Origin of the sequence: Pseudomonas sp. PS01297 (assembly GCF_029959305.1) — a bacterium.
GTDB classification, from domain to species: domain Bacteria; phylum Pseudomonadota; class Gammaproteobacteria; order Pseudomonadales; family Pseudomonadaceae; genus Aquipseudomonas; species Aquipseudomonas helleri.
In genome coordinates, this window is record NZ_JASCPQ010000049.1 from 16,677 (window position 1) to 38,105 (window position 21,429).

Here is a 21,429-nt window from a genome sequence, read left to right on the forward strand (position 1 = left end):
GCTAGATACTGACAGCCCGCAGTCATTGTGACTGCGGGTGCATTGTGCAAATAACGTTTGAGGTGATTCCCATGATGAAAGGTGGCATGGCCGGCCTGATGAAGCAGGCGCAGCAGATGCAGGAAAAAATGGCCAAGATGCAGGAAGAACTGGCCAACGCTGAAGTCACCGGTAAAGCCGGTGGCGACATGGTGACGGTGGTCATGACCGGCCGTCACGACCTCAAGCGTGTGAACATTGACCCAAGCCTGCTTGAAGGCGTGAGCGAAGATGACCGCGAAATGCTGGAAGACTTGTTCGCCGCCGCAGTCAACGACGCTGTGCGCAAGATCGAAGCCAACAGCCAGGACAAAATGTCCGGCGTCACCGCTGGCATGCAACTGCCACCGGGCATGAAGCTGCCTTTCTAAGGCGCTTGATAATGCCGGGCCCAGCGCCCGGCATTTTTTTTGCCTGCGGGTTGGCATTTGACGCTGGCCCGGACCACGGGTATAAACCGCCTCTCGTTGTTTTGTCGGACCTTTCTCTATGAGCTTCAGCCCACTTATTCGCCAACTGATCGATGCCTTGCGCACGTTGCCCGGTGTCGGCCAAAAGACCGCACAGCGCATGGCCCTACAACTGCTCGAGCGTGATCGCAGTGGCGGTTCGCGTTTGGCGCTGGCCTTGAGTCAGGCGATGGACGGTGTGGGTCATTGCCGCCAGTGCAGAACCCTGACCGAAGATGACTTGTGCCCGCAGTGCGCCGATGTGCGCCGCGACGACACCTTGCTCTGCGTGGTGGAAGGGCCGATGGACGTCTACGCCATCGAACAGACCGGCTATCGCGGACGGTACTTTGTGCTCAAGGGGCATTTGTCGCCCCTGGATGGCCTTGGGCCTGAGGCCATCGGGATTCCGCAATTGATGACGCGCATTGCCGAGCAAGGTACTTTCAAGGAAGTGATCCTGGCGACCAACCCGACCGTGGAAGGTGAAGCCACTGCGCACTACATTGCCCAGTTGCTGAGCAGCAAAGGCCTGATCGCGTCACGCATCGCCCACGGCGTCCCGCTGGGTGGTGAGCTGGAACTGGTCGACGGCGGCACCCTGGCGCATTCGTTTGCCGGACGTAAACCGATCGCTTTGTGACGTTTTAAACGCCGCCCTCACCCCAACCCTCTCCCGGAGGGAGAGGGGGCTTTACCGAGGTGTTCTCAGGTTCAGCGCAAGGCATTTAGAAAGCAGAAAATCTAAAGTATCCCCCGATCAGTTCCTTCTCCCTCCGGGAGAGGGCTAGGGTGAGGGTTCTTGATTTATTCAGTCAACGAAAACTCAGTCAGACAAAACGTCGGCACACCCACTTCCTGCAAACGCGTTGAGCCGCCCAATTCGGGCAAGTCAATAATCGACGCCGCTTCAAACACCTGTGCACCCATGCGGCGCACCAGGTTTACCGCCGCCACCAGCGTCCCGCCTGTGGCGATCAAGTCGTCGACCAGCAGCAGCGAATCACCTTCGCACAAACTGTCGGCATGCACCTCCAAAAACGCTTCGCCATATTCCGTCTGGTAGCCTTCAGCCAATACGTCAGCGGGCAACTTGCCCTGCTTGCGAAACAGAATCAGCGGTTTGTTAAGTTGATGCGCAAGCACTGAGCCGATCAGAAAGCCACGGGCATCCATGGCGCCTATATGGCTGAAATCCACTTCGACGTAACGCTCGATAAAGGCGTAAGCGATCACGCGCATGGCGCGGGGCGACTGATAAAGCGGGGTGATGTCACGAAAGATCACGCCGGGCTTGGGGAAATCAAGCACCGGACGGATCAGGGATTTGAGGCAGAAGTCGTTGACCATGGGGGCGGGTGTCCTGGCGGGCTTCGGAGCCGCCAGTATACCCCTCATACGCTCGACTTAGGCTTCCAGCGAGCCACCGGCCAGCGCGCACAACTTGATCGGGTCAAGAATGTGTACTTCTTTGCCTTCAGCGGTGATCAACTGGTTTTCTTGCAGACGGGTAAACACCCGGGAGACGGTTTCAACGGCCAGGCCCAAGTAGTTGCCGATCTCGTTGCGCGACATGCTCAGGCGGAACTGGTTGGCCGAGAAGCCACGGGCACGGAAGCGCGCAGACAGGTTGACGAGGAACGTGGCGATACGCTCATCAGCGGTCTTTTTCGACAGCAGCAACATCATTTGCTGATCGTCGCGAATTTCGCGGCTCATGATGCGCATCAACTGCCGGCGCAATTGCGGCAGTTGCACAGACAGTTCGTCCAGACGTTCGAAAGGGATTTCGCAAACAGGGGTGGTTTCCAGTGCCTGAGCCGAAACCGGATACGTTTCAGTGTCCATGCCTGACAGGCCGACCAATTCGCTCGGCAAGTGAAAGCCGGTAATTTGTTCTTCGCCGCTGTCACTCAGGCTGAATGTTTTGAGTGCTCCGGAACGTACGGCGTAGACCGAACCAAAGGTGTCGCCCTGGCGAAACAGAAACTCGCCTTTCTTCAGTGGCCGACCGCGCTTGACGATTTCCTCTAACGCATCCATGTCTTCCAAATTCAACGAAAGTGGCAAACAGAGAGGGGCAAGACTGCAATCCTTGCAGTGAGCCTGGTTATGAGCGCGCAGTTTTACTGGCTCGGACATTTCTTCAATCCTTGTGGGAAAACACACATAAGATGCAAGGGTAACTCAGCACGATGGGTGAGGCTAGGGCGCACCCGGCCGTGAATCGGCCTCAAGTTGCAAAACGCACGGTCGATAGCGTGGTAATTGATAGCCATTGTGAGCGAATTCATGTCGTCGATAGGTGCAATGACGTTTGGTCAAACTGGCATGCCGCCCAGTATTGAAGCGGCCAAAAACACCCAACAGGAGCCCGCAGCCAACAAGGCGTCCAAGGCCGATAAAGAAGAGGCGCCGCCACCGGCTGAAGGGGTCAAGGTGACGATCTCCGGGGCTGCTCTGAAGGCGGCCAGCGCTAGCAAGAGTGAAAACAGCGATATTGAAGACAGTGGTTTGCCGGAGACCATCCAGAGCATTCTGAAGATGATCCGCGCGATCAAAAAGAAGATCGCTGAGCAAATGGCCAAGCTGCAAGCGATCATGACCAACCGCAGCCTGAGCCCGGAACAAGCCCGGTCTCAGTCGATGGCATTACAGGCCGAAGTGGCCGGTTTGAACGCATCATTGACCACGGCCAACAATAGCTTGAACAAGGCGTTGCAAGAGTCCGGGGCGAGCAGTGAGAGCATCGTCAAGGCCGCGTCCCTGGCCATGAAGTAATAACGCGGGTTTAGATAACCCGCGAGAAGCGTTGCCGGGGCTGCTGTGCCAGATACGCGTCGAACGCCATGCACACCGAGCGCACCAGCAACCGCCCTGCGGGCAGGACCGTCAGTTGCTCGTTGTTCAGTGCAATCAGACCATCGGCCGCCATCGCCTCCAGCTCTGGCCACTGCGCAGAAAAATAGCCCCTGAAATCGATGTTGAAGGCCTGTTCGATGCGCGCGAACGGCAGGTGCAAATTGCAGATGATCTGCTGGATGACCTCGCGGCGAATCCGGTCGTCCTGATTGCACAGCAAGCCGCGACTGGTCGCCAGTTGCTCGCTGGCCAGCGTGTGCTGGTAAAGAGCAATGTCGCTGTTGTTCTGGCAATACAGCTCGCCGATCTGGCTGATGGCCGACACGCCCAGGCCGATCAGGTCGCAATGGCCGTGGGTGGTGTAACCCTGAAAATTGCGCTGCAAGGTGGACTCTTCCTGGGCAATCGCCAGCTCATCGTCGGGCAAGGCGAAGTGGTCCATGCCGATATAGCGATAACCCGCAGCGGTCAGTTGCTCGATGGTGTGCTCAAGCATGTGCAATTTGTCGGCAGGCGAAGGCAAGTCACTGGTGTTAATGCGTCGTTGCGGTTTGAAGCGCTCCGGCAAGTGCGCGTAATTAAACACCGATAAACGATCCGGCTGCAGGCTGATCACTTCCTCAACGGTGCGGGCGAAGGCCATCGGGGTTTGCTTGGGCAAGCCGTAGATCAGGTCGATGTTGATCGAGCGAAACTGCAAAGTACGCGCCGCATCAATCACCGCGCGGGTTTCTTCCAGGCTTTGCAGGCGGTTAACCGCTCGTTGCACGGCGGGGTCGAGGTCTTGCAGGCCGATACTCACGCGGTTAAAGCCCAGTTCGCGCAGCAAACCCATGGTCGACCAGTCGGCTTCACGTGGGTCGATCTCGATGCCGTAATCGCCGGAGTCATCGTCCAGCAGATTGAAGTGCTCACGCAGGTGGCCCATTAGCTGGCGCAGTTCGTCGTGGCTTAAAAACGTCGGTGTGCCGCCGCCAAAATGCAATTGCTCAACTTTTTGCCTGGGGTCGAGGTGGCAGGCGACCAGGCTGATTTCCTGCTCCAGGCGTTTTAAGTACGGCTGGGCACGACCACGGTCTTTGGTGATGACTTTGTTGCAGGCGCAGTAGTAGCAAATATTGGCGCAAAACGGCACGTGCACATACAGCGACAGCGGGCGCATGGCTTTGCGGCTGTCGCGCAGGGCGTGCAGAAAGTCGAATGGACTGATCTGATCATGAAACTGCATCGCCGTGGGGTACGAGGTGTAGCGCGGTCCGGCGAGGTCGTAACGACGAATTAAATCGGAGTCCCAACGAATGGCGTCGAGCATGCGGGCATTCCCCTGGGATGGCTGGCAATGCTCAGGAGTCTAGGGGCTGCGAATTTGTCGCACCTTGATTTGCATCAACGCCAGCTCTGGCTCAGCTCATGCGTTAGCTTCGCCAGGCTCTAGCGGTTCAATGCCCCATCAACCAATGCTGATGCGGGCCGGGCAGGGTCCAGAGGCCGAACAGCATCACCAGCAACCCGCCGGCCATGCGTACGCTGCGCTTGCGCAGCACGGCAGTCATGCGTTCAGCCGCGAGGCCCGTGGCCAGTAACACGGGCCATGTTCCCAGGCCGAAAGCCAGCATCAGCAAAGCGCTGTCCAAGGCACTGCCCTGGCTGGCTGACCAGATCAAATTGCTGTAAACCAATCCGCACGGCAACCAGCCCCAGAGCGCGCCCAACAGCAGGGCGCGGGGCAGGCTCGATACTGGCAGGAGGCGGCTTGCCAGCGGCTGGATATGCCGCCACAGCCCGCGCCCCAGGCTTTCGATGCGGGTCAGGCCGCTCCACCAGCCTGCCAGGTACAAACCCATAATGATCAGCAACACCCCGGACAGTACCCGCATCAGCATGGCGGCCGGGCTGTTGGCGACCGCCCAGCCTGCCAATCCCAGCAGCAAACCCGCCGTGGCATAGCTGAGAATTCGCCCCAGGTTGTAGGCCAGTAACAGCTTGAAGCGTCGGCTGCGTTGCTCTTTGGGAATGGCGAATGTCAGCGCGCCCATCAGGCCGCCGCACATGCCCAGGCAATGCCCGCCGCCCAGCACGCCCAATATGAACGCCGAGACCAGTAGCGGGGCTAGCTCAAGCATGGGGTGGCACGTGCTGATCGGGTTTATTCACAGCATGCCCGTGAGAGCCTTTGGCCTCTTCCACGGCGGCGGTGTGCTGCGGATCCTGGTCGTCGAACAGAATGCTGTGCGCAGGGCTGTCCAGATCGTCGTACTGGCCGCTGTCCACGGCCCAGAAGAAGATAAAAATGGCGATGCCAACAATCAGCAATGCCGCGGGAATCATGATGTAAAGCGCTGGCATAAAGGCTCCAGGCGACCGGCTCAGGCCGGTAGCGGGCGAAGGTCTGACGTGGGCGGGGCAGGCGTCTGACGCGGCATGCGGGTCAGACGCAGGGCGTTAAGCACCACAGTCAGCGAACTGATCGACATGCCGATCGCGGCCCAGATCGGTGTGATCCAGCCCAGCGCCGCAAAAGGCAGCATAAGGCCATTGTACAAAGCGGCCCACAGCAGGTTTTCGATGATCACCCGGCGGGTTCGCCGGGCCAGACTAAACGCTTGTACCAAAGCGTCCAGACGATTGGACAGAAGCACCGCATCGGCGCTGGTTTTGGCCAGATCGGTGGCCGAGCCCATCGCCACGCTGATGTCGGCCGCCGCCAGCACCGGCACGTCATTGACCCCGTCACCCAGCATTAACACTTTGCGCCCTTGGGCGTGCAGGTCTTGCAGCACCCGAAGTTTGTCGTCCGGGCGCAAGCCACCTCTGGCCTCGTCAATGTTCAACTCTGCAGCCACACTGGCAACCATTGGCGAGCTGTCACCGGACAACAGCAGCGTACGCCAGCCGCGCGCCTTGCACGCAGCGACCAGCGCCGGGGCGTCAGTGCGCAGGCGGTCGTCGAGTACCAGCCAGGCCAGCGCGCCTTTGGTGTCCCCCAGCAGCAACCATTGGCCGGGTTCATCCGGTAGGTCCGGAGTTGCGCAATGGCTGAGCGCGCAGACAAAGCCTGGCTGACCGATGCGCAAGCGTTGCTCGCTCACCACGCCCTCAAGGCCCAGCCCCGGCGTACTCTGCACATCTTCGGCGGCGTGCAGGGCGCGGCCAAAGGCGCGGGCAATCGGGTGTTCAGAGCGGTTTTCGAGCGCAGCAGCCAGGGCCAGGCATTGGTCAGGGTCCAGATCGCGCAGCGGGCGAATGGCTCGCAAGGCCAGGCGGCCTTCGGTCAGGGTGCCGGTTTTGTCAAAAATCACCGTGTCGATTTGATTCAGCCCTTCGAGCACGTGGCCACGGGTGAGCAGCAAGCCCAGTTTGTGCAAGGTGCCGGTGGCGGCGGTCAAGGCGGTCGGGGTGGCCAGCGACAACGCGCAAGGGCAGGTCGCCACCAGCATCGCCAACACGATCCAGAACGCTCGCGACGGGTCGAGCTGCCACCACAGCAGGCCAATCGCTACTGCCGCAATCAAGGAGAACAGCAAGAACCATTGCGCAGCCTTGTCGGCAATTTCGGCCAGCCGCGGCTTTTCGCTTTGGGCGCGCTCCAGCAAGCGCACGATGGCCGACAGGCGCGTGTCCTGGCCCAGAGCCAGTACCTGCACCGTCAGCGCGCCCTCGACGTTCAAGGTGCCAGCGGTCACTGCATCGCCCGCAATGCGCGGCTGCGGCAGGTACTCGCCGGTCAGCAAGGACTCATCGATGCTCGATTGCCCTTCGAGAATCTTGCCATCGGCCGGGAGTACGGCGCCGGGGTGGACCAACACCTTGTCACCGACCTTCAACTCGTTCAGCAGAATGCGTTCGCTTTGGCCGTCTTCACCCAGGCGCAAGCATGACGCGGGTAACACGTTGACCAGTTGTGCGGTGGCCGCCGCCGTGCGTTCGCGGGCGCGGCGCTCCAGGTACCGCCCGGCCAGCAAGAACAGGGCAAACATGCCGACTGCATCGAAATACAGCTCGCCATCGCCGGTGATCGCAGTCCAGATACCGGCCACATAGGCACCGCCAATGGCCAGCGATACTGAGACATCCATGGTCAGGTGGCGAGTGCGCAGGTCACGCATTGCGCCTTTGAAAAACGGCGCGCAGCTGTAAAACACGATGGGAGTGGTCAGAAACAGCGCGACCCAGCGCAGGATGGTGTGCATCTCGGGGCTGAGGTCGATATTGAATTCGGGCCAGGTGGCCATGGTTGCCATCATCGCCTGAAACCACAGTAAACCGGCCACTCCCAACTGGCGCAAAGCCAGGCGGTTTTCGCTGGCCAATTGCTCTGCCGCTTTATCGGCTTGATACGGGTGCGCGGCGTAGCCGATATGGCGCAACTCGCTCAACACGTCACTCAAGGGCAACTGGCTGTCAGCCCAGCGGATGTGCAAGCGGTGGTTGGACAAGTTCAGCCGCGCCTCACTGACGGCGGGCAGGTGCAGCAGGTGTTTCTCGATCAGCCAGCCACAGGCGGCGCAACTGATACCCTCGATCAGCAGCGTGGTTTCAGCCTGCTCACCCTCATGGCGAACAAACGGTTTTTGCACGTCGGCGCGGTCATACAGAGCCAGCTCTTCGGCCAGTTGCACCGGTAACGCCTGCGGGTTGGCCGAGGCCTCGCTGCGGTGCTGATAGTAGTGATCCAGCCCGCCGGCCACGATGGCCTGCGCCACCGCCTGACAGCCCGGGCAGCAGAATTCACGGCTCTGGCCCAGAACATCGGCGGTAAAGCGGCTGCCGGGCGGAACGGGCAGGGCGCAGTGGTAGCAAGGCGTGGGAGTGATCATGGTTTTTTTAGGGCGCTTGTGGCTGGGCAATATCGTGCGTAGGAGCTGCCGCAGGCTGCGATCTTTTGATCTTTTGATCTTGAAGAGCGCAACCTGCGACAGCGGCTACCTGTGTTGCGTTACTGCTTGTGGCTTTCCGCGCCAGGAATCGGCTCGTCGCCCAGCATCAGGTCTTTGTCATGGTCGACCAGCTCTTCTTCAAACAGGCGCCAGGTCTTGCCGTCTTCCACCCCCAACAACTCCACAAAACGCCGGCCTTCCACCGTGTCATCCAGTTGGCCGGTGTAGCGCCCAGGCTCTGACGGGCTTTGGATCAGGATAAGGCCGCGGTCCTTTTCAGGTTGGGTCGGCGATATAAGGTTAAGCTCCAGGGTTTTCGGCTGGCTGTTGCCTTCGAGCAGCAGCACCACTTCGCCGGTCAACTCGTCCAGCCGCAACTTGGCCTTCAGTTGCAGGGCTTGCCCCAGCAGTTCGCGGTCCAGCGAGCGGTTTATGCCCTTGCCCGCCTCGTAGTAATTGTCGTTAACCAGGTTGTCCGGGTTCTTCACCGCAATGGTTACCATCGACAGGGTCAGCGTCACCGAGCAGGTGAGAATGGCAATGATGATCCATGGCCAAATGTGTTTGTACCAAGGGCTGTAGGCGTTTGCTGCGGGCATGGACAGTTTCTCTTAACGAATATGAGGGCCGATGAATCGGCTCTTGGCTTTAACAGTGATGTCGTTGTTGTCGGCATCTTGAAGGATGAAATACACCTCGTTGGTGCTGGACGGCAGTTGTTCCGGGTCAACCGACAACTCGACCGGCAGGCTGACAATATCGCCTGCCGCGACCCTGATTTCGCGTTTGCCTTGCAGCTTCAAGTCCGGCAAACCGCTGGCTTGCAGCACGTAGGTATGGTCGCGCTGGTCCTTGTTCATGATCTTCAGGCTGTACACGTTTTCGATCCGGCCCTCGGCATTTTCGCGATACAGCACGCGGTCTTTGCTGACGTCGAAGCCCACCAGCGAGCGCGTGAAGAAAGCAGCCGCCAGCAGGCCCATCATGGTCAGCAGCACCAGGGCATAGCCAATCAGGCGCGGGCGCAGGGTGTGGGTTTTCTGGCCCGACAGGTTGTGCTCAGTGGTGTAGCTGATCAAGCCGCGCGGGTAGTGCATCTTGTCCATGATGTCGTCGCAGGCGTCAATACAGGCTGCGCAGCCAATGCATTCAATCTGCAAGCCGTCACGAATGTCGATGCCGGTGGGGCAGACCTGAACGCACATCGTGCAGTCGATACAGTCACCGAGGCCCTGGGCCTTGTAGTCGCTGTCTTTTTTGCGCGGGCCGCGCACTTCGCCACGACGTGGATCGTACGAAACAATCAGCGTGTCCTTGTCGAACATCACGCTCTGGAAACGCGCGTACGGGCACATGTAAATGCACACTTGCTCACGCAGCCAACCCGCGTTGCCGTACGTGGCGAGGGTGAAAAAGCCTACCCAGAAGTAAGCCCAGCCATCGGCCTGGCCGGTGAAGAAATCCACCACCAGTTCGCGGATCGGGGCGAAGTAGCCAACAAAGGTCAGGCCGGTGACAAAGCCAATTAGCAGCCACAGCGTGTGCTTGCTGAATTTGCGCACAAACTTGTTGGCGCTCATCGGTGCCTTGTCGAGCTTGATGCGCTGGTTGCGATCACCTTCGGTGATTTTTTCGCACCACATGAACACCCAGGTCCAGACGCTTTGCGGGCAGGTGTAACCGCACCATACGCGGCCTGCGTACACGGTAATAAAAAACAGGCCGAAGGCCGCAACGATCAGCAGGCCCGAGAGCAGGATGAAATCCTGTGGCCAGAAGGTGGCGCCAAAAATAAAGAATTTGCGTTCAGGCAGGTTCCACCACACGGCTTGATGTCCGCCCCAATTGAGCCAGACGGTGCCGAAATACAGCAAGAACAGCAGGGCACCACCGACCATGCGCACATTGCGGAAAAACCCGTGGAAAGCGCGGGTGTAGATTTTTTCTCGCGCCGCGTAAAGGTCGATGCTTTCAGTGTTTTTTGAGGCAGGCGGCGTGACGTTTTGGACTGGGATCTTATCGCTCATAAGTGCTTACCACGGCAGTGAAGTGCCACGGCCAGTACGTGCCAACCGCGGTCAGAAGGTGTTGCAATGGCGCAATGATACCCCTGAGACTCTAGCGCAAGGGTGCGACCTTTGGTCGCGTTCCGAAAATCTGAAACTTGGTATAGGAGTTGCGCTGAATCATGATGTGGATCAATTGACTTAAGCCGCTGACTACGGTGTCAAAACCATGAATCAGGGCGCCCACGGGTTGAGTAAAGGGGCTCCGCTCAACGCAAAATCCTGGGTATTGCGGGTCACGATGGTCATGCCATGGACCAGGGCTGTCGCGGCGATCAGGGCATCGCATTCATTGCTGCGGTCAGGTACATGCAGGCGCGCGCAGCGCCTGGCCACGGTGCCGTCAATGGACAGTACGCGCCCGGCAAATGCCGGTACTACGTGGGCCTCAAGCCAGTTGCGCAACGGCGCGGCCTGCCTGGGGTCCTGGCGTTCCAGCCGCAGAATGCCGGTCTCAATTTCAAGCAGGGTAATGGCCGAAATATACAGTTTGTAAGCCGGTATGCTGCCGGCCCAGGCCTCCACGGCAGGGTGTGCCTGGGGTTTGCGAAGTTCTGAAACCACGTTGGTATCGAGCAGGAACATTAGAGGTCCACTGGGCGCGGCGCGATGATTGCGCGTTCGGGTTCGAATTCAACCGGTGGTGTGTCGGGCATGACGAGCAGGTCGACGATGCTGGTGTTTTGGCCGGTCAGTCTTTGGTACTCCTCCATGCATAGCAGTACATGGGCGGGGCGGCCACGGTCGGTGATGTAAACAGGCCCTTGTTGCGACGCTTTTTTGGCACCGCTTGTGTCTTGATTGAATTCGCGGCTTGAAATGGTGGTGATGGTCATGGAGTGGTTCCTCCCCAAAAAACGAATGTAGTAACGTTACTACTTAAAGCGCAAGCTAACCATCTCAAAAATACGATGAAACAAAACGCCGCCGCCAACCTGCGCTGGCGGAGGCCATTTTGTGTCGTGCCGAGGCAGCGGGTTTACTCCGCAGGCTTGGACTCATCAGGGTGCGAAAGGCTGTATACGTAGGCGGCCAGCAGGTGGACCTTGTCGTTACCTTGCAGCTCGGCCTGGGCAGGCATCTGGCCCTGACGGCCGTAGCGGATGGTTTGCTGCAACTGAGCAAAGCTTGAGCCGTAGATAAACGCGCCGGGGTGGGTCAGGTTGGGGGCGCCCATCAACGGGTTGCCTTTGCCTTCCGGGCCGTGGCAAACCGCGCAGTTGGTGGCGTAGATGGCCTGGCCCTTGAGTGGATCGGCCTTTGCCGTGTCCGGCAATTTGCGCCCGTCAAGACTGGTCAGCACGTACGCTGCCACGTCACTGACACCTTGCTCGCCGATGATTTCGCCCCAACCCGGCATCACCGCATGACGCCCCGCCATGATGCTGTTTTTGATGTCGGTTGGCGTGCCGCCCCAGCGCCAATCGGCATCGGTCAGGTTCGGAAAGCCATAAGCGCCCTTGGCATCCGAGCCGTGGCACACCGAGCAGTTGGAGGCAAACAGGCGGCCGCCCATTTTCAGTGCTTGCGGGTCTTTGGCCACTTCTTCGATGGGCATGGCGGCGAACTTGGCGAAAATCGGCCCAAAGCGGGCATCTGATTTGGCCATTTCCTTTTCCCACTCATGCACGCCCGTCCAGCCGGTCTGGCCATTGGCAAAAGGGGTTTTGTCTTTAGTGTCCAGGTACTCATAGCCCGGTAGCAGGCCACGCCAATTACCCAAACCTGGGTACAGCACCAAATAGCCCAGGGCAAAGATGATGGTGCCGACAAACAGCATGAACCACCAGCGGGGCAGGGGGTTGTCGTACTCTTCGATGCCGTCGTAGGCGTGGCCGACTTTTTCGTCGGTCTGCTCGCTGCGTTGGCCCTTGCGTGTGGCAAACAGCAGCCAGGTCAGGGTGAAGATGGTTCCCAGGGTAAGGACGGTGACGTACAGACTCCAGAACTCGGTCATTTATTTTTACTCCTGGACGCTTGTTCTTGCTCAACGTGCTTGATGGCTTCGGGGTCGTCCTTGAACGGCAACATCGTTGCGTCGTCAAACTCGGACTTGCGCTTGGGGCTGAACACCCACAAGGCCAAACCGATAAAAGCCACCATGACCAGCAAGGTGCCCAGGCCACGAATCATCCCGATATCCATTCAGATCACCGTTTGCTCTTGATGAGTGTGCCCAAGCCCTGGAGGTAAGCCACCAGTGCGTCCATTTCTGTCTTGCCCTTCACGGCATCCTTGGCACCGGCAATGTCTGCATCGGTGTAAGGCACGCCCAGGGTGCGCAAGACTTCCATCTTTTTAGCGGTTTCTTTGCCGTCCAGCTTGCGCTCAACCAGGAAGGGGTAAGCCGGCATGATCGACTCCGGCACCACGTTGCGTGGGTTGTACAAGTGCGCGCGGTGCCAGTCATCAGAGTAACGCCCACCTACGCGAGCCAGGTCCGGGCCGGTGCGTTTGGAGCCCCACAGAAAGGGGTGATCCCACACGCTTTCACCGGCCACCGAATAGTGGCCATAACGCTCGGTTTCGGCGCGGAACGGGCGGATCATCTGCGAGTGGCAGCCCACGCAGCCGTTGGCGATGTAGACGTCGCGGCCTTCAAGTTCCAGCGCGTTGCGCGGCTTCATGCCCTCGACCGGGTTGTTGGTCACGTCCTGGAAAAACAGCGGAACGATTTGTGTCAGGCCACCGATGCTCACAGCGATGACCATGAAGAAGGCCATCAGGCCGATGTTCTTTTCAATACTGTCGTGCTTGATCATCAGTGGGCCCCCGCGACTGCAATCGTGCTTGCGGCTTCAGCTTCTGCCGGGTTCGAGGCGCGAATGGTGCGCCACACGTTGTAGGCCATAAACAGCATGCCGCTGGCGAAAATGGCCCCGCCGATGGCGCGGACAATAAAGCCCGGGTGGCTGGCTTGCAGCGATTCAACGAACGAATAGGTCAGCGTGCCGTCGTCATTGATGGCGCGCCACATCAGGCCCTGGGTGATGCCGTTGACCCACATCGAGGCGATGTACAGCACGGTGCCGATGGTCGCCAACCAGAAGTGGACGTTGATCAGGCCAACGCTGTACATCTGCTTTTGGCCATAGAGGCGCGGGATCATGTGGTACATCGAGCCGATGGAAATCATCGCTACCCAACCCAGTGCCCCGGCGTGTACGTGGCCGATGGTCCAGTCGGTGTAGTGGGAGAGGGCGTTGACGGTCTTGATGGCCATCATCGGGCCTTCAAAGGTCGACATGCCATAGAACGCCAAAGACACCACTAAAAAGCGCAGGATCGGGTCAGTGCGCAACTTATGCCAGGCGCCCGAGAGGGTCATCATGCCGTTGATCATGCCGCCCCAGCTCGGTGCCAGCAGGATGATCGACATGGCCATGCCCAGCGACTGCGCCCAGTCCGGCAATGCGGTGTAGTGCAAGTGGTGCGGGCCGGCCCAGATATACAGGGTGATCAGCGCCCAGAAGTGCACGATGGACAGGCGATAGGAGTAAATCGGGCGTTCGGCCTGTTTGGGCACGAAGTAATACATCATCCCCAAAAAGCCGGTAGTCAGGAAAAATCCGACCGCGTTATGGCCGTACCACCACTGGATCATGGCATCGGTCGCACCCGCATACGCCGAGTAAGACTTGAAAAAGCTCACCGGCAGAGACGCGTGGTTGACGATGTGCAGCATCGCCGTAACCACGATAAACGCGCCATAGAACCAGTTGCCCACATAGATGTGTTTGGTTTTACGCCGGGTAATGGTGCCGAAAAAGACAATGCCGTAGACCACCCAGACGATGGCCAACAGGATAGCCAGCGGCCATTCCAGTTCGGCGTATTCCTTGGTGGTGGTGTAGCCCAGCGGCAGGGTGATGATTGCGCCGAGGATGACGGCTTGCCAGCCCCAGAAGGTGAACGAGGCCAGGCTGTCGGAAATCAGCCGTGTCTGGCAGGTACGTTGCACCACGTAGTAAGACGTACCAAACAAGGCGCAGCCACCGAAGGCAAAAATCACAAGGTTGGTGTGCAGGGGGCGCAGACGACCGAAGGTTGTCCATTCAAGACCCAGGTTAAGTTCGGGCCACACAAGTTGTGACGCGATAAAAACCCCGAGTCCCATGCCAAGGATCCCCCAGACCACCGTCATGATGGCGAACTGGCGGACGACCTTATAGTTATAAGCAGTCGGATTGATTGCTGTGCTCATCGCAAGGTTCCACGGTTTTATAGTTATTAGAGGCAAAAACGGTCGCAAGTATGGATAAAGCATAGGGCTATTGCAACGAAGCCACACCTCGGTCAATACCCTTCAGCGCTTGTTTTCCGGCTTTTCCATAGGCCAAGTAAGGTCAAAATGGCCGTTAAAAAACGCCCTGTGGAAGGCTGTCGCAAAGGGCTTTGGCGAGTCGACTCTGGGGGAGAAAGTAAAAGAGGCGGCGAGGAATGTCCAGATATTGTTCACAGAAGTGTATACATCTTTACAGGAGCGACTCGCCGTCGCTCCTGTAAAGACGAGGGGTTACTCGGCGGTTTTCTCCTCTGGCGTGCCATGGGACAAGCTGTAGACGTAGGCTGCGACCAATTGCACTTTGTCGTTGCCCAGCAATTCGTTTTGCGCGGGCATATGGCCCTGGCGACCATGGCGAATGGTTTGCTGCAATTGTGCCAGGCTGGTGCCGTAAATAAAGGCTGTCGGTGCCGTCAGGTCCGGCGCGCCCAGTAGCGGGTTACCTTTACCTTCAGGCCCGTGACAGGCCACGCAGGTGGTGGCGTATGCCTGCTTGCCGGCCTCCAGATTGAACGCGGCGCCTTTTGGCAGCGGTAGCCCCGCCAGGTCGTGGCGAACATAAGCCGAGACGTTCTTCACGCCTTCCTCGCCCAGCACCTCGCCCCAGGCCGGCATCATGCCGATGCGTCCGCCCATGATCGTCGCCTTGATGGTGTCGGCATCGCCTCCCCAGCGCCAGGACGCGTCCGTCAGGTTGGGGAAGCCAAACGCGCCCTTGGCGTCCGAGCCGTGGCACACCGAGCAGTTGGAGGCAAACAGGCGGCCACCCATTTTCAGGGCTGCCGGGTCTTGCGCCACTTGCTGCACCGGCATGGCTGCGTACTTGGCGAAAATGGGACCGAATTTGGCATCGGCCTTGTTCATCTCCTTTTCCCACTCGTGAACGCCGGTCCAGCCATCCTCGTATCCTGGCAGCAGGCCTTTCCAGTTGCCCAGGCCGGGGTAAAGGATCAAATAGCCGACCCCGAACACCAGCGTGCCGATGAACAGCATGAACCACCAGCGTGGCAGCGGGTTGTCGTACTCTTCGATGCCATCGAAACTGTGGCCCATGGTTTCGGTGGTTTCGCTTTTTTTCTCGCCCTTGCGTGTACCGAACAACAGCCAGGTCAGACCGATCAGCGTGCCAATAGTCAGTACGCTGACGTAAATACTCCAGAACTCAGACATTCTTTTTACTCCTGGACGCTTGCTCTTGCTCGACGTGTTTGATGGCCTCGGGGTCGTCCTTGAACGGCAGCAAGGTCGCATCGTCGAACTCCGCCTTGCGCCGCGGGCTGAACACCCACAGCGCCAGACCGATAAAAGCCACTGCAACCACCACAGTGCCCAGCCCGCGAATCATTCCACTACTCATGTCAAACACCATGGCTCACCTCTTGCTCTTGATGGCAGTGCCGAGCACTTGCAGGTAGGCGACCAGCGCGTCCATTTCGGTTTTACCCTTGACCGACTGCTTGGCATTGGCGATGTCTTCATCGGTGTAAGGCACACCCAGCGTGCGCATCACTTCGAGCTTTTTCTCGGTATGGCTGCTGTCTACGGGTGTTGATACCAGCCATGGGTAGGCGGGCATTTTCGATTCAGGCACGACGTTGCGCGGGTTGTACAAGTGCGCGCGGTGCCAGTCATCCGAGTAACGCCCGCCCACTCGGGCCAGGTCCGGCCCGGTACGTTTGGAGCCCCACAGGAACGGGTGATCCCAGACGCTTTCACCAGCCACCGAATAGTGGCCATAACGCTCGGTCTCGGCGCGGAACGGGCGGATCATCTGCGAGTGGCAGCCCACGCAGCCTTCGCGGATGTACACGTCGCGGCCTTCCAGTTGCAACGCGGTGTAGGGCTTCATGCCTTCTACCGGGGTGTTGGTCACGTCTTCGAAAAACAGCGGGACGATCTGCGTCAGACCGCCAACGCTCACGCACAGAATCATCAGCAAGAGCATCAGGCCGATATTTTTTTCAATGATTTCGTGTTTCATGGCGGACTCCTCAGGCCATCTGCGCAGCGGCGACAACTTCAGCGGGCTCGGCATTACGCACCGTGCGCCACGTGTTGTAAGCCATCAGCAACATGCCACTCAGGAAAATCGCCCCGCCTATCAACCGCACGACGTAGCCCGGATGGCTGGCTACCAGGGTTTCGACGAAGGAGTACGTCAGCGTACCGTCGGCGTTGACCGCACGCCACATCAGGCCTTGGGCGATACCGTTGACCCACATCGAAGCGATGTACAGCACGGTGCCGATGGTCGCCAGCCAGAAGTGCGCGTTGATCAGGCCGATGCTGTACATCTGCGGGCGGCCGAAGACTTTAGGAATCATGTGGTACATCGCGCCGATGGAAATCATCGCCACCCAGCCCAGTGCCCCGGCGTGTACGTGGCCGATGGTCCAGTCGGTGTAGTGGGAGAGGGCGTTGACGGTCTTGATGGCCATCATCGGGCCTTCAAAGGTCGACATGCCGTAGAACGCCAGCGATACCACCAAAAAGCGCAGGATCGGGTCGCTGCGCAACTTATGCCAGGCGCCCGAGAGCGTCATCATGCCGTTGATCATCCCGCCCCAGCTAGGTGCCAGCAGAATCAGCGACATCACCATGCCCAGCGACTGCGCCCAGTCCGGCAATGCGGTGTAGTGCAAGTGGTGCGGACCGGCCCAGATGTACAGGGTGATCAGCGCCCAGAAGTGCACGATGGACAGGCGGTAGGAATAGATCGGGCGTTCGGCCTGCTTGGGCACGAAGTAATACATCATCCCCAAAAAGCCCGCCGTCAGGAAAAAGCCCACAGCGTTGTGGCCGTACCACCACTGCACCATGGCGTCAGTTGCGCCACCGTACAGCGAGTAGGACTTGGTGAAACTGACCGGAATCTCCAGGTTGTTAACGATGTGCAAAATCGCCACGGTCACGATAAACGCGCCGAAGAACCAGTTGCCCACATAAATGTGCTTGGTCTTGCGCTTCATGATCGTGCCGAAGAACACGATGGCGTAAGCGACCCAGACAATGGTGATCAAAATGTCGATCGGCCATTCCAGTTCAGCGTATTCCTTGGAACTGGTGTAACCCAATGGCAAGCTGATGGCCGCCAGCAGAATCACCAGTTGCCAGCCCCAAAAGGTAAAGGCAGCGATTTTGGGCGCGAACAGCGTGGTTTGGCAGGTGCGTTGCACCGAGTAGAACGAGGACGCAAATAAGGCGCAACCGCCAAAGGCGAAAATCACCGCGTTGGTGTGCAGCGGGCGCAACCGCCCAAAGCTGGTCCAGGGCAAATCGAAGTTAAGTTCGGGCCAGACCAATTGCGCGGCGAGCAAGACGCCGAGCCCCATACCGACGATGCCCCAAACCACCGTCATAATGGAAAATTGGCGGACCACCTTATAGTTGTAGGCGGTACTGATAGAAGTGTTCATGGTTCCCCATCCACGGATCAGGCGAGTTCAACGCACGCCTGGAGTTATAGGCAGACTAAAAGCGAGGCAAGCATGGGCGTAGGCAGCAAAGTGGGTATTGACGAGGATCAATGGGCGAAGTGCCTGCAGGCGCGGGGCTGGCTATGGAACTCTGCAAAAACACCCTTATCGCCAACCTTGATCCTGGCTCACGGCGCAGGTGCGCCAATGGACAGTGACTGGATGACCGGCATGGCTGAACGCCTTGCTGCACGCGGGATCAACGTGCTGCGCTTCGAGTTCCCGTACATGGCGCAACGGCGCCTGGATGGCGGCAAAAGGCCGCCCAATCCTCAGGCTAAATTGCTGGAAAGCTGGTGCGAGGTTTACAGCGAGGTGCGACGGCATGTCACTGGGCCATTAGCCATCGGTGGCAAGTCCATGGGCGGGCGCATGGCCAGCCTGGTGGCTGATGAGCTGGGCGTTGATCGGCTGGTGTGCCTGGGTTACCCGTTCTATGCCGTGGGCAAGCCGGAAAAACCTCGGGTTGCGCATCTGGCTGAACTGCACACACCGACGCTGATTGTGCAGGGCGAGCGCGACGCGCTGGGTAATCGCGAGGCCGTACATGCCTACGCGTTGGCACCGAGCATTGAAGTGTTCTGGTTGATCTCAGGGGATCACGATTTGAAGCCGCTTAAAGCCTCGGGCTTCACCCATGAGCAACATCTGGATGCGGCGGCGGACAAAATAGCCAGTTGGCTTAAATAGTCCCGCTGCAGGAGCGATCTTTAAATCTTTAAAAGCTCGCTCCTGCACAGAAATCACCGGACCTTTATTAGCGGTTAAACCGCTCCACCAGCGAATATTGAATATTCACGGTCTGGGCGAGCTCCTCACTCAGCAGGGCCGAATGCTGCGCCTGCTCGGAGGTTTGGTCGGCAAGGTCGGCAATGGTGCTGATGTTACGGCTGACTTCTTCGGCCACGGCACTTTGCTCTTCGGTGGCGGCGGCAATTTGGGTGGTCATGTCGGTGATATTGGCCACCGCTTCGCTGATCCCGATCAATGCCGCGTCGGCTTCCAGTACTCGCGCCACGCCTTCTTGTGCCTGGCGGTGGCCGGCGTCCATGGTTTGCACGGCTGTGGCGGCAGTTTGTTGCAGCTTGGCAATCAAACCGTGAATCTGTCCGGTCGAGGTGCTGGTGCGTTGTGCCAGTTGGCGCACTTCATCGGCCACTACGGCAAAGCCCCGGCCCATTTCACCGGCACGCGCGGCCTCAATGGCTGCGTTCAAGGCCAACAGGTTGGTCTGGTCGGCAATGCCCTTGATCACGTCGACGACGCCGCCGATCTCGTCACTGTCTTTCGCCAGTTGGGTCACCGTCGCGCCGGTTTCACCGACGACCACCGACAGGCGCTCAATGGCTTCGCGGGTTTCACCGGCAATGTCGCGGCCGCGGCTGGTCAGGCGATTGGCTTCTTGCGTGGCATCGGCGGTGCGCTGCACATGGCTGGCGACCTCTTGGGTCGTCGCGGCCATCTGGTTCACGGCGGTGGCAACCTGTTCGGTTTCAACCCGCTGGCGCTCCAGCCCGGTGGAGCTCTTGTGCGCCAGCACGTCCGATTGACGGGCTTGCTCACTGAGGTGCTCGGCGGTGTCTTGCAGACGGGTCAGGCAGGTTTTAAGGCGCGCTTCCTGGCTCAGGATGGACATTTCCAGACGCGCTTGCGGGCCACGGCTGTCGGTGTACATCTGGGCAATCAGAGGGTCAGAAGTGGTCTGTTCGGCCAGGCGCAGCAAGCGCTTGATCCCGCGTTGCTGCCAGGTCAGGCCCAGCAGTCCCAACGGAATCGACAACAGGGCGGCCAAGGCAAAACCCCAGCTGGAGTTGAACAGCGCACCAATAACAAAACTCAGTTGGCTGACCAGAATGAACGGTAGCCAGTCCTGCAGCACCGGCAGCCACTTGTCGCGGCGCGGTACGGCGGGCTTGCCGCGATTGATGCGCTGGTACAAGGCTTCGGCGCGGCGGATCTGCTCGGCCGTTGGCTTGACCCGCACCGACTCGTAACCCACCACGCGTTCGTTCTCAAACACCGGGGTCACATACGCATTCACCCAGTAGTGATCGCCGGACTTGCAGCGGTTTTTGACGATGCCCATCCACGGCATGCCCTTTTTCAGGGTGCTCCACATATGTTCGAACACCGCCGAAGGTACATCCGGATGGCGCACAAGGTTATGCGGTGCGCGCACCAGCTCATCACGCGAAAACCCGCTGATGTCGACGAAGTCGTCGTTGCAGTAGGTGATCACGCCTTTGGTATCGGTAGTGGAAATCAACCGTTGCTGCGCGGGGAATGTGCGTTCGCGCTGGGTGATGGGCTGGTTGTTACGCATGTCGTTTCAATCCGCAAGACTTTGATAGGCTTTCGGCACGCGCAACGAATTGTTTAATTAATATTTCTGCTGCAACAGCGTGCATCAACGCTGTTGCAGTCTTGGGGCGAGCTTAAGGCGCCAGCATGGGGTAGGTGAAGAACGCCAAGTGCAGCACGTTCAAGCCAAAGTGCGTGGCAATCGCCGCACTTAGCCCGCCAAAGCGGTAGGCCAGGCCGTAGCAAAGCCCGGCGATGCCGGCCAAAACTACCCACTGCCAACCGGCACCGATATGCGCCAGGCCGAACAACAGCGAGGCAATCACCAAAGCCAGGGTTTGCCCGTACGGCAGTTGCTTGAACCAGCGGCTCAATCCGCCCTGCAAATAGCCGCGAAACAGCGCTTCTTCGACGAGCGTCACCAGCAGCAGGTTATTCAATAGCCAAATCCAGCCCTGGCTGGGCCACTTCGGCGCCCAGGCCACAATGCCCAGCAACAGCGCGCCACCCAGCGCGGCCATGGCGGCCAGCACCAGCCCCATCAATGCGGCGCCCACTGACGCACGCCAGTTAAAGCGCGGTGCTATCCACGGGCACACCAGTAGCAGCCAAAAGCCGATCAGGGGTTTGTCCAGATTCAGGTACATCGAAAAGGGCACGGCATCCGGGGTCAGCCGCTCGGGGCTGATGGCACGGCCGTTGTGAAAACCGGGCAGCCAATGCAGGGCCAAAGCCAGGGCCAGCAACACAAATACTGCGTGTCCGGTGTAGCGCAGCCACAAGCGTTGGGTTTGGTGGGCAGCAAGCCCGCTCACTAACAGGGCGGCCAGGGCAATAACAGCTTGAACGCCTAATTGGCCATAGCTCAGGGCAATGCCGTAGCCGAGGGTCAAGAGGGCGAGATAATGCCAGGGCAGGGCGATCATGCGAATCCTAAGGGGAGAAGGGCGCACGAGTATAACGATTCGGCATGAAGCAAATGTTGTGAACATGGAGGTGTGGGAGCGGGCTTGCTCGCGATGCAGGCGATGCGGTTTTTCTGTTAGACCGCGTCGATTCCATCGCGAGCAAGCC

24 protein-coding genes are annotated in these 21,429 nt (G+C 59.1%); 4 read left to right on the forward strand and 20 right to left on the reverse strand.

All coding sequences use genetic code 11. The features are described 5' to 3' along the window. The first annotated feature begins 71 nt into the window (after positions 1–71). Positions 72–410, forward strand: a complete 339-nt coding sequence (locus tag QMX84_RS15565; protein ID WP_282364206.1) for a YbaB/EbfC family nucleoid-associated protein — start codon at positions 72–74, stop codon at positions 408–410. A gap of 118 nt (positions 411–528) precedes the next feature. Beyond that, on the forward strand, positions 529–1,131 hold the full coding sequence (recR, locus tag QMX84_RS15570) for a recombination mediator RecR (protein ID WP_048368817.1): 603 nt from the start codon (positions 529–531) through the stop codon (positions 1,129–1,131). A gap of 164 nt (positions 1,132–1,295) precedes the next feature. Here the strand turns inward: recR and QMX84_RS15575 are convergent, their stop codons facing one another. Then, entirely contained in the window at positions 1,296–1,838 is a 543-nt protein-coding gene (locus QMX84_RS15575; protein WP_282364207.1) for an adenine phosphoribosyltransferase, read from the reverse strand. Positions 1,839–1,895: 57 nt separating this feature from the next. Next, a complete protein-coding gene (gene fnr / locus QMX84_RS15580; RefSeq protein WP_048368819.1) occupies positions 1,896–2,630 on the reverse strand; it encodes a fumarate/nitrate reduction transcriptional regulator Fnr in 735 nt (244 codons plus the stop codon). Positions 2,631–2,798: 168 nt separating this feature from the next. Between fnr and QMX84_RS15585 the strand changes: the two genes are divergently transcribed. Next, on the forward strand, positions 2,799–3,269 hold the full coding sequence (locus QMX84_RS15585) for a hypothetical protein (protein WP_262123954.1): 471 nt from the start codon (positions 2,799–2,801) through the stop codon (positions 3,267–3,269). Positions 3,270–3,279: 10 nt separating this feature from the next. Here the strand turns inward: QMX84_RS15585 and hemN are convergent, their stop codons facing one another. The 16 genes from hemN to ccoN (QMX84_RS15665) all read right to left on the reverse strand — a co-directional run bounded on the left by hemN (position 3,280) and on the right by ccoN (QMX84_RS15665) (position 17,994). Further along, complete coding sequence (gene hemN, locus QMX84_RS15590) at positions 3,280–4,662, reverse strand: oxygen-independent coproporphyrinogen III oxidase (RefSeq protein ID WP_282364208.1); 1,383 nt, start codon at positions 4,660–4,662, stop codon at positions 3,280–3,282. 127 nt (positions 4,663–4,789) lie between these two features. Beyond that, positions 4,790–5,473, reverse strand: coding sequence for a sulfite exporter TauE/SafE family protein (locus QMX84_RS15595; RefSeq protein WP_282364209.1), 684 nt, complete (start codon positions 5,471–5,473; stop codon positions 4,790–4,792). After that, positions 5,466–5,696, reverse strand: a complete 231-nt coding sequence (gene ccoS / locus QMX84_RS15600) for a cbb3-type cytochrome oxidase assembly protein CcoS (RefSeq protein ID WP_153375211.1) — start codon at positions 5,694–5,696, stop codon at positions 5,466–5,468. The genes QMX84_RS15595 and ccoS overlap by 8 nt, the downstream gene beginning before the upstream one ends. Positions 5,697–5,716: 20 nt before the next feature. Beyond that, positions 5,717–8,167, reverse strand: coding sequence for a heavy metal translocating P-type ATPase (locus QMX84_RS15605; protein WP_282364210.1), 2,451 nt, complete (start codon positions 8,165–8,167; stop codon positions 5,717–5,719). A gap of 119 nt (positions 8,168–8,286) precedes the next feature. Further along, positions 8,287–8,826, reverse strand: coding sequence for a FixH family protein (locus tag QMX84_RS15610; RefSeq protein ID WP_282364211.1), 540 nt, complete (start codon positions 8,824–8,826; stop codon positions 8,287–8,289). Between the two features lie 12 nt (positions 8,827–8,838). Next, positions 8,839–10,254 carry a cytochrome c oxidase accessory protein CcoG gene (gene ccoG / locus QMX84_RS15615; protein WP_153331281.1) on the reverse strand — a complete coding sequence of 472 codons (1,416 nt, stop codon included), beginning with the start codon at positions 10,252–10,254 and terminating at the stop codon, positions 8,839–8,841. 213 nt (positions 10,255–10,467) lie between these two features. Further along, positions 10,468–10,878 carry a type II toxin-antitoxin system VapC family toxin gene (locus tag QMX84_RS15620; protein WP_282364212.1) on the reverse strand — a complete coding sequence of 137 codons (411 nt, stop codon included), beginning with the start codon at positions 10,876–10,878 and terminating at the stop codon, positions 10,468–10,470. Next, positions 10,878–11,129: a type II toxin-antitoxin system prevent-host-death family antitoxin gene (locus QMX84_RS15625; protein WP_048368827.1), complete on the reverse strand. Its 252-nt coding sequence runs from the start codon at positions 11,127–11,129 to the stop codon at positions 10,878–10,880. Before QMX84_RS15625 ends, QMX84_RS15620 begins: the two co-directional genes overlap by 1 nt. Positions 11,130–11,272: 143 nt before the next feature. Further along, positions 11,273–12,250, reverse strand: coding sequence for a cytochrome-c oxidase, cbb3-type subunit III (gene ccoP, locus QMX84_RS15630; RefSeq protein ID WP_282364213.1), 978 nt, complete (start codon positions 12,248–12,250; stop codon positions 11,273–11,275). Further along, positions 12,247–12,438, reverse strand: coding sequence for a cbb3-type cytochrome c oxidase subunit 3 (locus QMX84_RS15635; RefSeq protein ID WP_123750469.1), 192 nt, complete (start codon positions 12,436–12,438; stop codon positions 12,247–12,249). The genes ccoP (QMX84_RS15630) and QMX84_RS15635 overlap by 4 nt, the downstream gene beginning before the upstream one ends. A gap of 5 nt (positions 12,439–12,443) precedes the next feature. After that, positions 12,444–13,055 (reverse strand): cytochrome-c oxidase, cbb3-type subunit II, encoded by a 612-nt coding sequence (ccoO, locus tag QMX84_RS15640; RefSeq protein ID WP_088500295.1) that lies wholly within the window; start codon positions 13,053–13,055, stop codon positions 12,444–12,446. Further along, positions 13,055–14,497 carry a cytochrome-c oxidase, cbb3-type subunit I gene (gene ccoN, locus QMX84_RS15645; protein WP_048368830.1) on the reverse strand — a complete coding sequence of 481 codons (1,443 nt, stop codon included), beginning with the start codon at positions 14,495–14,497 and terminating at the stop codon, positions 13,055–13,057. The genes ccoO (QMX84_RS15640) and ccoN (QMX84_RS15645) overlap by 1 nt, the downstream gene beginning before the upstream one ends. 312 nt (positions 14,498–14,809) lie before the next feature. Further along, the gene (gene ccoP, locus QMX84_RS15650; protein ID WP_262123966.1) at positions 14,810–15,748 is read right to left on the reverse strand and encodes a cytochrome-c oxidase, cbb3-type subunit III; all 939 of its coding nucleotides are present in this window, start codon (positions 15,746–15,748) and stop codon (positions 14,810–14,812) included. Next, positions 15,741–15,935, reverse strand: a complete 195-nt coding sequence (locus QMX84_RS15655; RefSeq protein WP_048369081.1) for a CcoQ/FixQ family Cbb3-type cytochrome c oxidase assembly chaperone — start codon at positions 15,933–15,935, stop codon at positions 15,741–15,743. The genes ccoP (QMX84_RS15650) and QMX84_RS15655 overlap by 8 nt, the downstream gene beginning before the upstream one ends. 15 nt (positions 15,936–15,950) lie before the next feature. Further along, positions 15,951–16,559, reverse strand: a complete 609-nt coding sequence (gene ccoO, locus QMX84_RS15660) for a cytochrome-c oxidase, cbb3-type subunit II (RefSeq protein ID WP_048368832.1) — start codon at positions 16,557–16,559, stop codon at positions 15,951–15,953. Between the two features lie 10 nt (positions 16,560–16,569). Continuing rightward, a complete protein-coding gene (gene ccoN / locus QMX84_RS15665) occupies positions 16,570–17,994 on the reverse strand; it encodes a cytochrome-c oxidase, cbb3-type subunit I (protein ID WP_048368833.1) in 1,425 nt (474 codons plus the stop codon). 72 nt (positions 17,995–18,066) lie between these two features. Between ccoN (QMX84_RS15665) and QMX84_RS15670 the strand changes: the two genes are divergently transcribed. Then, positions 18,067–18,744 carry an alpha/beta family hydrolase gene (locus QMX84_RS15670; RefSeq protein WP_282364214.1) on the forward strand — a complete coding sequence of 226 codons (678 nt, stop codon included), beginning with the start codon at positions 18,067–18,069 and terminating at the stop codon, positions 18,742–18,744. Positions 18,745–18,811: 67 nt separating this feature from the next. On the opposite strand, the gene QMX84_RS15675 is transcribed toward QMX84_RS15670, so the two are convergent. Beyond that, positions 18,812–20,377 carry a PAS domain-containing methyl-accepting chemotaxis protein gene (locus tag QMX84_RS15675; protein ID WP_048368835.1) on the reverse strand — a complete coding sequence of 522 codons (1,566 nt, stop codon included), beginning with the start codon at positions 20,375–20,377 and terminating at the stop codon, positions 18,812–18,814. A gap of 112 nt (positions 20,378–20,489) precedes the next feature. Next, the gene (locus QMX84_RS15680; RefSeq protein ID WP_282364215.1) at positions 20,490–21,281 is read right to left on the reverse strand and encodes a type II CAAX endopeptidase family protein; all 792 of its coding nucleotides are present in this window, start codon (positions 21,279–21,281) and stop codon (positions 20,490–20,492) included. Between the last annotated feature and the right edge of the window lie 148 nt (positions 21,282–21,429).